The organism is Clostridium gallinarum, from assembly GCF_014836325.1.
In the GTDB taxonomy this organism is placed as follows: domain Bacteria; phylum Bacillota; class Clostridia; order Clostridiales; family Clostridiaceae; genus Clostridium; species Clostridium gallinarum.
Genome location: NZ_JACSQZ010000072.1, coordinates 1 through 15146 on the forward strand (window position 1 = coordinate 1; position 15146 = coordinate 15146).

The 15146-nt window shown below is 27.1% G+C and carries 15 protein-coding genes; all 15 read left to right on the forward strand.

Annotated features, from left to right (window positions below; all coding sequences use genetic code 11):
• The first annotated feature begins 53 nt into the window (after positions 1-53).
• Positions 54-626: a hypothetical protein gene (locus H9660_RS14255; protein ID WP_191751049.1), complete on the forward strand. Its 573-nt coding sequence runs from the start codon at positions 54-56 to the stop codon at positions 624-626.
• Between the two features lie 348 nt (positions 627-974).
• Positions 975-1658 carry a helix-turn-helix domain-containing protein gene (locus tag H9660_RS14260; RefSeq protein ID WP_191751050.1) on the forward strand — a complete coding sequence of 228 codons (684 nt, stop codon included), beginning with the start codon at positions 975-977 and terminating at the stop codon, positions 1656-1658.
• Positions 1659-1729: 71 nt separating this feature from the next.
• Positions 1730-3502, forward strand: a complete 1773-nt coding sequence (locus tag H9660_RS14265; RefSeq protein WP_191751051.1) for a M3 family oligoendopeptidase — start codon at positions 1730-1732, stop codon at positions 3500-3502.
• Positions 3503-3765: 263 nt separating this feature from the next.
• Positions 3766-6378, forward strand: a complete 2613-nt coding sequence (locus tag H9660_RS14270) for a 3'-5' exonuclease (RefSeq protein WP_191751052.1) — start codon at positions 3766-3768, stop codon at positions 6376-6378.
• Between the two features lie 48 nt (positions 6379-6426).
• Positions 6427-6849: a UDP-N-acetylglucosamine pyrophosphorylase gene (locus H9660_RS14275; protein ID WP_191751060.1), complete on the forward strand. Its 423-nt coding sequence runs from the start codon at positions 6427-6429 to the stop codon at positions 6847-6849.
• Between the two features lie 195 nt (positions 6850-7044).
• Positions 7045-7809, forward strand: a complete 765-nt coding sequence (locus H9660_RS14280; protein WP_191751053.1) for a threonine/serine exporter family protein — start codon at positions 7045-7047, stop codon at positions 7807-7809.
• A 1-nt stretch (position 7810) separates the two neighbouring features.
• Positions 7811-8275, forward strand: coding sequence for a threonine/serine exporter family protein (locus H9660_RS14285; RefSeq protein ID WP_191751054.1), 465 nt, complete (start codon positions 7811-7813; stop codon positions 8273-8275).
• Positions 8276-8452: 177 nt separating this feature from the next.
• Positions 8453-9337 (forward strand): ComEC/Rec2 family competence protein, encoded by an 885-nt coding sequence (locus tag H9660_RS14290; RefSeq protein ID WP_191751061.1) that lies wholly within the window; start codon positions 8453-8455, stop codon positions 9335-9337.
• Positions 9338-9614: 277 nt separating this feature from the next.
• Positions 9615-10106, forward strand: a complete 492-nt coding sequence (locus tag H9660_RS14295) for a hypothetical protein (RefSeq protein WP_191751055.1) — start codon at positions 9615-9617, stop codon at positions 10104-10106.
• A 24-nt stretch (positions 10107-10130) separates the two neighbouring features.
• Positions 10131-11384, forward strand: coding sequence for a replication-associated recombination protein A (locus H9660_RS14300; protein ID WP_191751062.1), 1254 nt, complete (start codon positions 10131-10133; stop codon positions 11382-11384).
• Between the two features lie 94 nt (positions 11385-11478).
• Positions 11479-11931 carry an RrF2 family transcriptional regulator gene (locus tag H9660_RS14305; RefSeq protein ID WP_191751056.1) on the forward strand — a complete coding sequence of 151 codons (453 nt, stop codon included), beginning with the start codon at positions 11479-11481 and terminating at the stop codon, positions 11929-11931.
• Positions 11932-11933: 2 nt separating this feature from the next.
• On the forward strand, positions 11934-13133 hold the full coding sequence (gene nifS / locus H9660_RS14310; RefSeq protein ID WP_191751057.1) for a cysteine desulfurase NifS: 1200 nt from the start codon (positions 11934-11936) through the stop codon (positions 13131-13133).
• The gene (nifU, locus tag H9660_RS14315; protein WP_066894010.1) at positions 13117-13548 is read left to right on the forward strand and encodes a Fe-S cluster assembly scaffold protein NifU; all 432 of its coding nucleotides are present in this window, start codon (positions 13117-13119) and stop codon (positions 13546-13548) included. The genes nifS and nifU overlap by 17 nt, the downstream gene beginning before the upstream one ends.
• Positions 13549-13556: 8 nt before the next feature.
• Positions 13557-14639: a tRNA 2-thiouridine(34) synthase MnmA gene (gene mnmA, locus H9660_RS14320; protein ID WP_191751058.1), complete on the forward strand. Its 1083-nt coding sequence runs from the start codon at positions 13557-13559 to the stop codon at positions 14637-14639.
• Positions 14640-14726: 87 nt separating this feature from the next.
• Positions 14727-15146, forward strand: a 420-nt coding sequence (locus tag H9660_RS14325; protein WP_191751059.1) for a PRC-barrel domain-containing protein, incomplete at its 3' end; no start/stop codon positions are given.

A 15146-nucleotide genomic window follows, 5' to 3' on the forward strand; every position in this document is an offset into this window, starting at 1 on the left:
GTATAATAATTATTATTAAATAATAATATATTTGTAAGTGTAGGGAGTTTAATATGAAGAGTAAAGTAGAATTAATATATGAAAATAACGAATATATAGTATCTATAAACGGATCAGTAGTTGATAGAGAAACAGATATAGATAAAGCTTTTGATAAATTTAAGAGTGTTATAAATAATAATAAAACTTCTGAAGCTAGAGCTTGGGAAGATATAGTTAATAAGTTTGAAGCTTTAAATAATGATAATTTAGAAATTAATAATGAATTCAGAACCATGACTTATGGAGATATGAAATATTTCTATAATATGGGGAAAGTATTTTACATGGCAAATGGTCAAATGATTCCTTTAATTGGAGGATATAGTTTGTTTAAATTTAATTTAAGTGTAGCTAGTGAAGGCAGCTTAGAGAAAGCAAATGATTTTACTGAGTTTTGTAAGGATGTTATTCTAGAGGATATAAGCTACAGAGTAACAGATTCTAGTATAATAGTATCAAGTGCTAGTTTTAATTATGGTTCAGCAGAATATAATTTTATGAGCGAAAAGATAAATAAAGGAGCATCAATAATAAAGGGATCCTTTAAAGATTTTAAAGAATATGTATTAAGTGTAATCAAATAGAGTTTTTAAAAGAATCATTTTAGTATGGTTCTTTTTTATTATTTAGGAAATTATATCTATGGACAAGATATAGATAATTTTATAAGAGTAGTAAAATTCGTAGTGTAAGAATTAGAGTTCTTATAATTTCCTTCCTTCAGTTTGCAAAGAGATAAACAACTTGGAGCGTATGCGACGGAGCAAGGAATATAATGTTTATCTATTTTTTTATAAACTTAAATATAAGAACTTAATAGGAATATACAAATTACTTATTTTATTGTAAAATTTTACTATAATATTAAAGGTGTTTTAATAAATATACTATAATATGTATATAATTATGATGTATATGGGGAGAGAATAGTTATGAATGATGGATATGAAAGCTTTGAATCAGATTTTAATATTTTTAATAATAGAATGTCTTTATTAATTGAGTCTAGAGATAAGGAACAAATAATTAAAATAATTAAAGAAAAGCATATTTCAGAAGTTAATGACGAGGTTGATAAAGAACATAAAAAAGATGATTTAATAATTTGGAATGCTATCTATACAAGAGAAATTATAAGAAATGGGATTTCTAAAAAGTATTTACATCCAATGTATAATAAGTTTTATAGAAAAATTAAAGAAAATAACTCTATTTATGGTTTACAAGAAATAGAGTTAGATATGATAAATGAATATATGGAGTTGCTTATTAATGATACGGAAATAACAGATAGCTTTACAGTAAATAAACTTCTTCAAGCTCTTCATTTAAATATAGAAAATCACACATCTTTAGAAGAAATATGTAGGAGCTTAAATATATCAGTAGGATATGCATCTACTTGTTTTAAAAAGTATAAAGGAATATCTATAATGAGATATCTTAGGGAGATAAAAATAGAGAGAGCAAAAACATTACTTTTAAGTACTGAAAAGAGTATATTAGAAATAAGTATTTTGCTTGGATTTCATGATCAAAGTCATTTCACTAATACTTTTAAAAAAATAGTTGGTATTTCTCCTCTAAAATTTAGAAATAAAAATTATACTATATAACTGGATATTTATTGAAAAAGTATTGATTTAAGAATATAATCGTAATAAAAGATTTAAAAGGGGGCAATCAAATGTCAAATAATTGGAGCTTAAAAGAATTATATAGTTCTTTTACATCTAAGGAGTTTCTTAATGACTTAGATAGAATGGATAAGGAAATTGAAAGTTTAAAACTATTTTCTAATGAATTAAATAATAATAATATTAGAGAAACATTAGAAAATATAATAAATAAAATGGAGAAAATTTATTTACTTATAAGTAAAACTGGTTCTTTTGCAAGTTTAACTATAAGCGCAGATTCAAAGAATGGTGAAGGAAGAAAGTATTTGGATGTTATAAATGCTAAGAATAGTCTTTTAGCTGAACCAGTTACTAAAATATATAAATGGATAGCATCTATAGAAAATATAAATGATATAATAAATTCATCTAAATTATTAAAGGAACATGAATTTATAATTAATGAAATAATTGAAAAAAATAAATATATGTTAAGTGATAAAGAAGAATCAATAATTGCTAAGATGAAGACTACAGGCTCAGATGCTTGGTCAAATTATAAAGATTATTTAATATCAACTCATAAGGTAGATATTGAAGTAGATGGAAAAGAAGAATCACTTCCACTTACTATGGTGTTAAATATGGCTTATAGTAATGATCCTAAAGTAAGAAAGAAAGCTTATGAAGCAGAAATTAAATCTTATGGAAAGATTGAAGAAGGAGTAGCAGCTGCTTTAAATGGTATCAAGGGAGAAGTTATAACTACTTCAGAGCTTAAAGGATATAAATCACCACTTCATATGACTTTAGAAGAATCAAGAATGGATGAGGATATTTTAAATGCTATGCTTACAGCTATAAAGGAAAGCTTACCTACATTTAGAAAGTATTTAAAAAGAAAAGCAGAGCTTTTAGGGTATAAAAATGGATTACCATTTTATGAATTATATGCTCCTGTAATAGAAAAAGAAATGAAATTTAGCTTTGAAGAAGGTAAGGCTTTTGTTGAAAAGAACTTTAGAAGCTTTAGTGATAACTTAGCTGATTTTGCAATTAAAGCTTTTGAAAATAATTGGATAGATGTGTATCCAAAGGAAGGAAAAGTTGGAGGAGCTTTCTGTGCTAGTATTAAGGATATTAAAGAAAGTAGAATATTATTAAACTATGGTGATAGCTTTAGTGATGTTGTAACTATGGCTCATGAGCTTGGACACGGATTCCATGGTGAGTGTTTAAATGATGAAACAATGTTAAATTCAGAATACCCTATGACATTAGCAGAAACAGCATCAAACTTCTGTGAAATAATAATTAAGAAAAGTGCAATAAAAGAAGCTAGTAAGGAAGAAGCCTTTGCAATTCTAGAAGCAGAAATTTCAGACTGTAATCAAGTAATAGTTGATATATATTCAAGATATTTATTTGAAAGTGAAGTTTTTGAAAAGAGAAAAGAAAGTTCATTATCAGTAGAAGAAATAAATGATGCTATGATTAAGGCTCAAAAAGAGGCTTATGGGGATGGATTGGATAATAATTATCTTCATAAATATATGTGGACATGGAAACCTCACTATTATTATGCAAGTGCAAACTTCTATAACTTCCCTTATGCCTTTGGAAATTTATTTGCTAAGGGATTATATGCTGAATATTTAAATAGAGGAGATAGCTTCTGTAAAGAATATGAGGAATTATTAGCAGTTACAGGTAAATACAAGGTTTCTGATGTGACTAAGATAATGAATATTGATGTTCATGATGTTAACTTCTGGAGAAATTCACTTAAATTAATTGAAGAAGACATAGAAAGATTTATAGAATTAAGTTATGAAATATAAATTATTATAATTTTAATGGAGCAGTCAATAAGACAGCTCCATTTTGCTTTTAGTAACTTACGTTTTATTGTAAATTAATTTGAACTATTTCACTTTTGCTACCTATTCTAAGAGGTGGTCCCCAGGTTCCGTAACCAGAAGATACTACAATATTTAAACTTTTTAAAGTTTTATAGATAGAAAGGTAAAATATAATAAATTAGTTTAAATGAAAAAAGATATGATAAAATAATATTATTATAGGTAGGATTAGGAGGTTTAAAATGATTTTAAATGAAGAGCAATCCTTAATTATAAATGAACTAGATAAGAATATATTACTTCTTGCATCAGCAGGTACAGGAAAGACTAATACATTAGCCCATAGAATTTCTAATATTATAAATTCTAAAAAGGCTAAATCAGAAGAAATTTTATGTATTACTTTTACAAATAAAGCTTGCTTTGAAATGAGAAGTAGAATAGAAGAAATTGTAGGAGAAAGAGCTAAAGATATTACAATAAGAACTTTCCATAGTTTTTGTTTTGATTTGATAAAAAGTGAAGCTAAAAAGAGAACAGATATATTTATTGATTCTATAATTTTTGATGAAGAAGATTGTAAGGAAATAATTAAAGAATGTAATTTCTATAATTACCCTGTTAATAAACTACAACAATTTATAGAGCTCGTAAAATTAGAAAAAACAAAGATTAATTTAGAAGGTAAAGATTTACTTAAAGACTATAATCTAGTTGTAAATAATATTTTCAAATTTCAAAGAGAAAAGATTAAATCAATTTGTAGTAATAGAGGCTCCTTAGATTTTAAAATGGAAGAAAGTTTGGAAAAGCAAGGTGGAGCCTTAGTGATTATGTATAATACTTTACTTTATAACAATCATGGTCTTGATTTTATAGATTTAACTACAAAGGCTAAGGAATTATTATTAGATGAAGATTTAGTTATAAACTTAAGAAATAAATTTAAATATATAAGTATAGATGAGGTTCAAGATACTAGTACACTAGAGTATTCAATTATAGAAAAAATATTTGGAAGTAATAATATTTTGCTTTGTGGAGATATGTTTCAAACAATATATGGATGGCGTGGATCTGAACCAGAGAGTATATTAGATTTATTTAAAGAAAAATATACTCCTAGGGAAGTTATTTTTACTAAAAATTATAGATCTACAAAATATATAACAAACTCTTCTTTAAGTTTTTTGGAAAATGCCTTTAATAAAAAATATAATTCTATATATAAAGAAAAAATAACAGCTATTACAAAGATAGAGGGAGAAAAAATAAAACTTAAAAAGACTAATACATTAAGAGAAGAAGCTAGATATATATTTGATCAAATTAGAGCTTTGGAGAATAATAATGAAAATATATCAAAGATTTGTGTATTAAGTAGAGATAATAATTATAATATAAGTTTAAGCAGAGAACTTCAAAATATTATAGGTTATGAAGGTGCTAATTTTGAGTTTATTTTAGTTGATCAGTTTAAATTCTTTAGAAGACAAGAAATAAAAGATATAATTGCTTTTTTAAAACTTATAGCTAATAGATATGATAATATAAGTTTAAAGAGAATAGTAAAAAGATTACCGACTGGAATAGGAGAATCTACTTTAAATGCTATAGATTCTAAAGAGTATCGAGAAGTAGGGATTGCATTAACAGACTTTATTGATGAAAATGCAAAGGCATATGGTGAGAAATATTCAGTATTAGTAGAAGAATTCCAAAAGGATAATATAATTATTTTTGATGTTGAAAGTACAGGAATAGATGTTACAGAGGATGAAATAATTCAAATTGCAGCAATAAGAATAAATAAAGATGGACAAGTAATAGAAAAATTTGAAAAGTTTTTAAAAAATAAGAAATCTGTTGAAAGTTCTTTTAATGTACATGGATTTAGTGACGAATTTTTAAAGAAAAATGGAGAAGATAAAGAAAAGGTATTAAAAGAGTTTGTTGATTTTTCAAAGGATTCAGTTATTGTTGGACATAATGTTCAGTATGATATAAATATTTTAACTAGTGAGCTTAGTAGAAATAATATTACTGGTCTTAGTTTTAAAACATTTTATGATACTTTAGATATATATAGAAGATTTCATACTAAATTGCCTAATTATAAGCTTGAAACCTTAAGTAGAATTTTTAGTACTGAAAATAAACCAAGTCATGATGCGATGGATGATATATTAGCAACTAAGGATTTATTAGTAAGAGCAATTAAAAAAGATATAATGCCAACTTCTCTTAAGAGAATTAGTTTAATGAATAAGCATTTAAAGTCTTTTAATAAAATTAATGATGCATTAAATAATCTTTTTACAAGAGCTTATGAAAAAAGGCCTCAAGATATAATAGTTGATATAATTAAAAGTTTTAATATAAAAACATTATATAGTGGAAGAGGGGCTGAAATTGAAAAGGAAGCTAGCGAAAAAATAGAAAGACTTAGAGATTTTTATGTATTAGTGAAGGATTTAGATGATAAAAATAAAAGTAATAGAGATTCATTATTAGATATAATTAAAATAACAGGTCTTTCTAATGGAGAGTTAGAAAATATTATAGTAAATAGAACTAAGAAAAAAAGAATACCTATAATAACGGTTCATCAAAGTAAGGGATTAGAGTTTGATACTGTATTTATATCTGGACTTCAAGAGGGAGTATTCCCTTCTTACATGTCATTAAAATCTGATAATATTGAAGAGGAAATGAGAACTTTTTATGTTGCATTAACTAGAGCTAAAAAGAGATTATATCTAACCTATCATTTATATGAGGATTATGGAAGAGAGAATAAAGTTAGTAGATTTATTAATTTTATTGATAAAGAATATATGGATAATGATTATTAATTGTAGTATAATGAAGAAAATTTTATTTATACAGTGAGGAAATAAGTGATGAAATATGAATTAAACATTTATGAGCTTGGACAATTATTAACTAAAGTTACAGAAGAGTATAAGGTTGAATTATTATCTAAGCTAAAATTAAGTGGTGGATGGATGACAATGACAGGAAAAGTCGATGTAGTTTCTGTTCCTGAAAATAAAGTTGTACTTAAAGGAAACAATATAATTACATTAAATGTTAGTGATGTTAATTGCAAAGGTAGTTTATTAAAGATTACAGGAGCAAAGGAAGGGATTTTTCATATAGATATCTCTCCAACTAAATATAAAGAGTTTGGAGCAACTGGTCTTAATTTAAATAAAACAAAAATAAATAATAATGAAACTAAGATTAGAATAGATGAAGATATGATATTTACAATAAGAGAAGCATCTGTTGATTCTATTGAAAAGATAATAAAAAGTATTTAAATTATAAAATTCATAAGAATTTTTTAGTTTAATAATTACAAAGTGTGTCTATTAATTTGCTATGGTTTAAATTTTATTATATATCATAACAAAGCATATAGATACACTTTTTATTTTTATAAAAATCCTTATAGACATTGGAAAGACTATGATTGTATAATAGATTCAGTTGGTTTTTATAAGAAGGGATAAAAAATGGAGATAAATGAAATACTTGAGGTAGCCTCTTATGCAGGGAAAATAATGTTAGAAAGTGGAGCTGAAGCTTATAGAGTTGAAGAAACTATGAATAGGATTTGTATGACTTTGGGTGTAGAAACAGCTAATAGTTATGCTACGCCAACAGTTATAATTGCATCTGTTTCTCATAAGGGTACAATTAAATCTTTACTTGTTAGAATTTCTAATCGCTCAGTGGATTTGCAAAAGATACATAAGGTTAATGATTTGGCAAGAAAATTAAATAGTGAAAATATAAATTTAGAAGAGCTTAAAAAAAGACTTAAAGAAATAGAAGAAGAAAAAAGATATTCAGATGGCATGACTATTTTATTTTCAGCTATAGGAGCCTTTGGTTTTGTATTTCTATTTGGAGGGTCAATAAAGGATGCAGTAGCAGCATTTATAATTGGACTAGCGGTAAAATATGTTTCTATAAAATGTGAAATTATAGGGTTAAATTCATTTTTTATAACAAGTATTTCAGCAGGAATATTAGCCTTATTAGCAATATTATCAATAAAGATTAATATAGCCAATGATATGGACAAGGTTATTATTGGGTCTATAATGCTTTTAGTTCCTGGGCTAGCTATTACTAATGCAATTAGAGATACAGTAGCAGGAGATTTAGTATCTGGACTAGCTAGAGGAGCAGAGGCTTTCTTAACAGCTATTGCTGTAGCTGTTGGAACAGGTGTGGTTTTAAGTTTTTGGATAAGCATATTTGGAGGCGTATAAAATGATAATTGAAGTTATAGCAGCATTTATATCATCTTTTGCATTTGGAATAGTTTTTAATATAAAAGGGAAAAATCTATTTTTTGCAGCTCTTTGTGGTGCTTTAGGATGGTTTGTATATAAATTTTCTTTGAAATTAGAATTTACAGATACAACATCATTATTTTTAGCTTCTCTAGCACTTAGTATATATTCTGAAATATTTGCAAGAATATTAAAAACACCTGTTACAACTTTTGTTATAGCAGCATTAATACCATTAGTTCCTGGTGGAGGAATGTATTATACAATGGTAGAAGCTATAACTGGAGATGTTATGAAATCATTAGAAATAGGGATAAAGACAATAGCATCGGCAGGAACATTAGCATTAGGAATAATATTAGTTTCTACAATTACAAAAACTATTATAAAAAATAAAAAAGTTAAGCTTGATATGAATAGAAATATTATAATTCACAAATAATAAGTATGTAGTCAGAAGTTATTTATTTGACTATGGCTATGGGGCGTTGCAGGACAAAATGCAACGCCTTTTGACATTTTTTTAATTAGTAAATATAATATTTATTACTTATAAAAGAAACAGGAGGAGAAATTTTTGGCTAAGGAAAAAGATTTAAAAAATGCATTTATAAAGAATATGAAAAAGAATAAAGGAAATAAAAAAGCACAAATACTAACAATAATAGTATTTGGACTTATAGCAGCTTTTTCATTATATTTTGGAAATGATATAACAAACAGCACTATAGGAACACCGAATGGTATTTTAGAAATTTCTTATTTAGATGTTGGACAAGGTGATTCAGCCTATATTAGGGTAAATGATTTTGATATACTTATTGATGCTGGTCCAAGAAGTGATTCTGATAAATTAATGGAGCAATTAAAAGAAAAAAATATTGATGATTTTGAAATAGTGATTGCAACTCATCCACATGAAGATCATATTGGAGGGATGACAAAAGTTTTTGATGAATATGATGTGGAAAGCTTTTATATGCCAAAATCAACTAGTACAACTAAGACATTTGAAAATATGATAAATGCAGTTAAAAACGAAGGTTTAAAAGTTCAGGTTATAAAAGAAGGGATGAGTTTTGATTTAGGTGATGGTGCTAAACTAGAAGTATATTCACCTATTCAGGATAGCTATGATAATTTAAATAATTATTCACCTATTATGAAGTTGATTTATGGAAATAATAGTTTTATATTTACTGGTGATGCAGAAAAAGAGGTAGAGGAAGAAGTGCTAGAAAAATACTCAAATAACTTAAAGGCAGATGTGATTAAGTTTGGCCATCATGGATCTAGTACATCTTCAAGTGAAGCATTCATAGAAGCTATTTCTCCAAAGTATGGAATAATTAGCTGTGGAGTTGATAATTCTTATGGACATCCTCATAGAGAAGTTTTAGAAGTAATTAATAAAATGAATATAAAGACTTATAGAACAGATAAGCAAGGAGAAATAACTATTACTTCAGATGGAAGCAATATAGATATAAAAACAGAAAAATAATTTGACAATTTTAAAGTGTATAATTTATCTTAGATATATTATTCTATAAAAATAATATATCTAAGATATTTTTATACTTTTTCAATTTATTGACATAGAAATTATAGTTTTATGATATTATTTAAGAAAGGAAACTGTGTTGCAGTTAAAAATTAAGAGTGTAAAGTTATAAATTAATGAAAAAACTCTCTTAGGAGTTTCAAAAGAAGTTATTCATTTTTAATTAGGCTATAATTTGATAGTTATTATAAAGTAAAAAGATATTTAGGAGGATAGAATGAAAAAAGTTGTTTTAATTTTTATATTTATTATTAGTTTTCAGTTTTTAATTGTTGGATGTAGTAGTAATTCTAATGAGAAAAATATGAGTGAGGAAGATAAGATTAAAGAAACTATTGATTTAGTTTTATCATATGAAAATGGATATGATGAGGTTATGAAAAAACATATTAGCGAAAAAAACTTTTATGTATGTAATTACATAGAGTTTTATTCTTTGTATATTGGAGAGTTAAAGCTTGAAAAATATGAAAGCAATATAATTAGTATTAGAAATAATGATGATAGATACATAGTTTGTATGAGTATAAACATGGAAGGAAAAGCTATAGAAACGCATGGAGATGAGGAAGAAAGTGATGAAGTTATAGGAGAGGATGTTCCTGTAGAAGTTATATTGAATAAAAGAAATGGTGAGCTTTATATAGAAAAGTTTACTGAATATGAAAATCTAGAAAAAGCTAAAGAATTAAATGAAGGTTTTAAATAAAAAACTTAGGAAAGAGTGAATTTGATGAAGCCATTAGCAGAACTTATGAGACCACAGAAATTAGAAGATTTTATAGGTCAAAAAGAAATAATAGGTAATAATAAGCCTTTATATAATTTAATTACAAGTAAGAGAATACCAAATTGTATTTTGTATGGACCGCCAGGAACGGGAAAAACTACTTTGGCTAATATTATGGCAAACTATAGTGATAAAAAATTCTATAAGTTAAATGCTACAACTGCATCTGTAAAAGATATTCAGGAAATAACAGAAAGCTTAGATAGTTTACTAAGTTATAATGGTGTAGTTATATATATAGATGAACTTCAGCATTTTAGTAAGAAACAGCAGCAAGCTCTTTTGGAGTTTATTGAAAATGGAAGAGTTACTTTGATAGCTAGTACAACTGAAAATCCTTACTTTGTTATACATAAAGCAATCTTAAGTAGATGTAATATATTTCAGTTTAAACCTCTTTTAAATGAAGAAATAATAGAGGGGTTAGAAAAGGCTATAAGTAGATTGATTAATGAAGGAATAGAAGTTGAATATTCCAAGGAAGCCTTAAAATATATATCAGAATTATCACAAGGGGATTATAGAAAAGCTTACAATATATTGGAGCTTGCTATAAATTCTCAATTAAATAAAGTTAAGAAAATTTCTGTAGAATATATTGAGGATTTAAAACAATCTCATATTAGAGCGGATGCAAGTGGAGATGAATATTATAATTTTTTAAGTGCTCTTCAAAAAAGTATAAGAGGAAGTGATCCAGACGCAGCTATTCATTACTTAGCAAGACTTATAAAATCAGGAAACTTACAATCAATAATAAGAAGATTAAGTGTAATTGTAGCAGAAGATATTGGGCTTGCTCATCCTAATGCACTTTCTGTAGTTAACTCTGGAATAGAGCTTGCTCTAAAGGTTGGTTTACCAGAGGCGTCTTTAATTTTATCAGAACTTGTAATTTATCTTGCAACTTTACCAAAGTCTAATAGTGCATATTTAGCTATTTCAAAAGCTATGGAGGATTTAGAAAATAAAAACATAGGGGAAGTCCCAAATCATTTAAAGGATGCTCATTATGAAGGAGCAAAAAAATTAGGCGTTTTAGGTTATAAGTATCCACATGATTATGAAAATAATTATGTTAAACAAGAGTATATGCCAAAGGAATTAAGGGGAAGTATATACTATAGACCACAATGTAATAAATATGAGGATAGTATAAGTAAATATTGGAGAAATATAAAGGAATTAACTAAATAAAAATTCATTGATTTATTGACAATATCAGAGTGTTTTGATAAGATATATGAAGTAAATACAAGTAAAATGGTCAACATTAAAAGGGGGAAGAATTATGAAGCTTTCTACTAAAGGTAGATACGGGGTTAAGGCTATGGTAGATTTAGCTATGCATTATGGTGATGCCCCCGTTTCAATAAAAACCATTTCTCAAAGACAAAATATATCTGAATACTATTTAGAACAATTATTTTCACCTCTTAGAAAAGCAAAACTTATAAGAAGTATAAGAGGAGCTCAAGGAGGTTATGTTTTAAATAGTGCTCCAAAGGATATAACAGTAGCAGATGTTATGTATGTATTAGAAGGACCAGTTGAAATAGCTGAGTGTATTGAAGGGTCTGAATGTGATAATATAGATTTTTGTGCTACTAGATTGTTATGGGAAAAAATAAAAAAAAGTATTGATGAAGTAATGGAAAGTATAACACTTCAAGATATTGTAGATGATTATAATAGATTAAAACACGAAAGTGAATCAATAAAGATTATAAAGAGGAGCGAGTAAAGATGAAAAATGTATATATGGATTATGCAGCAACAACTTATGTAAAGCCAGAAGTTTTAGAAGAAATGATGCCTTTTTTCACGGAAAAATATGGTAATCCATCATCTTTTTATGGAATTTCAAGAGAAACTAAAATGGCTATAGATAAGGCTAGAACTAGAGTAGCTAAAGCTTTAAATTGTGAGCTAAATGAAGTGTATTTCACAGCTGGTGGTTCAGAAGCTGATAACTGGGCAATCAAAGGTATTGCTTCAGCACATAGAAAAAAAGGAAACCATATTATAACAACTAAAGTAGAACATCATGCAGTGCTTCACACTTGTGAATATTTAGAAAAGCAAGGATTTGAAGTAACTTATTTAAATGTAGATAAAGAAGGTTTTATAGATTTAGAAGAACTTAAAAATGCAATTACAGATAAAACAATATTAGTTTCAATAATGTTTGCTAATAATGAAATTGGAACTATTCAACCAATAAAGGAAATAGGAGAAATCTGTAGAGAAAGAAAAGTGTTTTTCCATACAGATGCAGTTCAAGCAGTTGGAAATATTCCTATAGATGTTAAAGAAATGAATATAGATTTATTATCTTTAGCAGGTCATAAAATTTATGGACCTAAAGGAATAGGAGCTCTTTACATAAGAAAAGGAGTAAGAATAGATAATTTAGTTCATGGTGGAGGTCAAGAAAGAGCGAGAAGAGCTGGTACTGAAAATACAGCTTCAATAGTAGGACTTGGAAAGGCTATTGAACTTGCTACAGAAAACTTAGAAGCACACAATGAAAAGTTAATTGCTCTTAGAGATAGATTAATAGATGGATTATTAAAGGTACCTCATACAAGATTAAATGGACCAAGAGGAGATAAAAGATTACCTGGAAATGCGAATATAACTTTCGAGTTTATAGAAGGAGAATCAATTCTTTTATCCTTAGATTTTGAAGGGGTATGTGCTTCAAGTGGAAGTGCTTGTACTTCAGGATCATTAGATCCATCTCATGTATTATTAGCTATAGGATTACCTCATGAGTTAGCTCATGGTTCATTAAGATTAACATTAGGTGATGGTTCAACTGACGAAGATGTAGATTATGTTTTAGAAGTTGTACCACCAATCATTGAAAGATTAAGAAATATGTCTCCATTATGGGAAGACTTTGTTAAGAAGGGAGAAAAATATTATGATGTACAGCGATAAGGTTATGGATCATTTCAGAAATCCAAGAAATGTAGGAGAAATTGAAGATGCAAATGGCGTTGGAGAAGTTGGAAACGCTAAATGCGGAGATATAATGAAAGTTTATTTAAAAATTGAAGATAACATTGTTAAAGATGTTAAATTTAAAACTTTTGGTTGTGGATCTGCAATTGCTTCATCATCAATGGCAACTGAATTAATTAAAGGAAAAACAGTAGAAGAAGCTTGGGAGTTATCTAATAAAGCTGTTGCTGAAGCATTAGATGGACTTCCACCTGTAAAAATGCATTGCTCTGTATTAGCAGAAGAAGCAATACATAAGGCTATTAATGATTATAGAAAAAATTCTGGATTAGAACTTTGGGATTTTGAAGAGCATGATGATATACATGATCATGTTCATGGCGAAGAGTAGGATATAAAATGAAGAAAAAAGTTGTAGTAGGTATGAGTGGCGGAGTTGATAGCTCCGTTGCTGCCTATCTTTTAAAAGAACAAGGTTACGAAGTAATAGGCGTAACTATGAAACATTTTGATGATGAAGATGAGGATTATGTTGAAAGAGAAGGTGGTTGTTGTTCTCTTTCATCTGTTGAGGATGCAAGAAGGGTTGCTGATAGAATAGGAATTCCTTTTTATGTGCTTAACTTTAAAGAATCCTTTAAAGAAAAGGTAATAGATTACTTTGTTCAAGAATACATTGAAGGAAAAACTCCAAATCCATGTATAGCATGTAATAAACATATAAAGTTTGATGAGTTTTTAAGAAGAGCAAAATCAATTGGTGCTGACTATGTAGCAACAGGTCATTATGCTAAGATTGAAAAAGGTGAAGATGGAAGATATCTTTTAATAAAAGCGGATGATGATAGAAAAGATCAAACATATGCTTTATATAATTTTACTCAAGAACAATTAAGTCAAACTTTAATGCCTTGTGGAGATTATACAAAAGATAAGATTAGAGAAATTGCAAAGGAAATTGGTTTAGCTGTTCATAATAAAAAGGATAGCGAGGAAATTTGCTTTATACCAGATAATAATCATGGAAAATTTATTTCTTTAGTTAAACCAAATGAAGTTAATGAAGGTAACTTTGTTGATAAAAATGGTAATGTTTTAGGTAAGCATAAAGGTATTGTATATTACACTATAGGTCAAAGAAAGGGCTTAGGTTTAGCTTTAGGAAGACCTGTTTTTGTTACTGATATAAACCCTAATACTAATGAAGTTGTTATAGGACCAGAAGAAGATATTTTTAAAACTGATTTAATAGCAAAGGATGTTAATTTTATTCCTTTTGAAAAATTAGAGAAAGAAATGCATATTACAGCAAAGGTAAGATATTCAGCAAAACCTTCAGAAGCAATAATTTACCCGTTAGAAGATGGTAAGGTAAAAGTTTCCTTTAAGGAAAAGCAAAGAGCAATTACTAAAGGTCAATCAGTAGTATTTTATAATGGAAATACTGTAGTTGGCGGTGGAATAATAGAAAACATTATATAAGATAAAAAATTCCTATATTTTTTAATATAGGAATTTTTTTTGTTACTTGGGAAATAATATGGGTAAGGGTTATAGAAGGGAGAAAAAATGTTGAAAACTAAAGATTTTTATTTGTTGAGAGTTTATGATATTAAGGGGAAATACTTAGGGATAATAGATGATATTTATATAGATTTTGATAAGGGTGTAATTCAAGGTTTTTTAATTTCTAATTATTTATTCTTTAGTAAAAGAAATTTTATAAAGACACAGGATATTATTTCTATAGAGGATGTAATGATAATTAAAGAATTAAGTAAAAAAGAAGGGATATCATTTAAATCTATAAAAGATATAGATGTTAAAGATAAAAAGAATATAATTAAAGGAATTCTTGAAGATTTAATTATAGATGAAAATGACTATTCTATTAAAGGACTAATAATAAGTTCAGGCATTTTTGATAGAATAATAAAGGGAAAAGAAATATTATTACCAAAAGAATGTATATTAGGGGAAGACTTTATA

What these genes read in the sequence shown, in the direction of transcription:
- H9660_RS14255 (WP_191751049.1), top strand. Translation starts at nt 54, where the DNA reads ATGAAGAGTAAAGTAGAATTAATATATGAAAATAACGAATATATAGTA.
- H9660_RS14260 (WP_191751050.1), top strand. Translation starts at nt 975, where the DNA reads ATGAATGATGGATATGAAAGCTTTGAATCAGATTTTAATATTTTTAAT.
- H9660_RS14265 (WP_191751051.1), top strand. Translation starts at nt 1,730, where the DNA reads ATGTCAAATAATTGGAGCTTAAAAGAATTATATAGTTCTTTTACATCT.
- H9660_RS14270 (WP_191751052.1), top strand. Translation starts at nt 3,766, where the DNA reads ATGATTTTAAATGAAGAGCAATCCTTAATTATAAATGAACTAGATAAG.
- H9660_RS14275 (WP_191751060.1), top strand. Translation starts at nt 6,427, where the DNA reads ATGAAATATGAATTAAACATTTATGAGCTTGGACAATTATTAACTAAA.
- H9660_RS14280 (WP_191751053.1), top strand. Translation starts at nt 7,045, where the DNA reads ATGGAGATAAATGAAATACTTGAGGTAGCCTCTTATGCAGGGAAAATA.
- H9660_RS14285 (WP_191751054.1), top strand. Translation starts at nt 7,811, where the DNA reads ATGATAATTGAAGTTATAGCAGCATTTATATCATCTTTTGCATTTGGA.
- H9660_RS14290 (WP_191751061.1), top strand. Translation starts at nt 8,453, where the DNA reads ATGAAAAAGAATAAAGGAAATAAAAAAGCACAAATACTAACAATAATA.
- H9660_RS14295 (WP_191751055.1), top strand. Translation starts at nt 9,615, where the DNA reads ATGAAAAAAGTTGTTTTAATTTTTATATTTATTATTAGTTTTCAGTTT.
- H9660_RS14300 (WP_191751062.1), top strand. Translation starts at nt 10,131, where the DNA reads ATGAAGCCATTAGCAGAACTTATGAGACCACAGAAATTAGAAGATTTT.
- H9660_RS14305 (WP_191751056.1), top strand. Translation starts at nt 11,479, where the DNA reads ATGAAGCTTTCTACTAAAGGTAGATACGGGGTTAAGGCTATGGTAGAT.
- nifS (WP_191751057.1), top strand. Translation starts at nt 11,934, where the DNA reads ATGAAAAATGTATATATGGATTATGCAGCAACAACTTATGTAAAGCCA.
- nifU (WP_066894010.1), top strand. Translation starts at nt 13,117, where the DNA reads ATGATGTACAGCGATAAGGTTATGGATCATTTCAGAAATCCAAGAAAT.
- mnmA (WP_191751058.1), top strand. Translation starts at nt 13,557, where the DNA reads ATGAAGAAAAAAGTTGTAGTAGGTATGAGTGGCGGAGTTGATAGCTCC.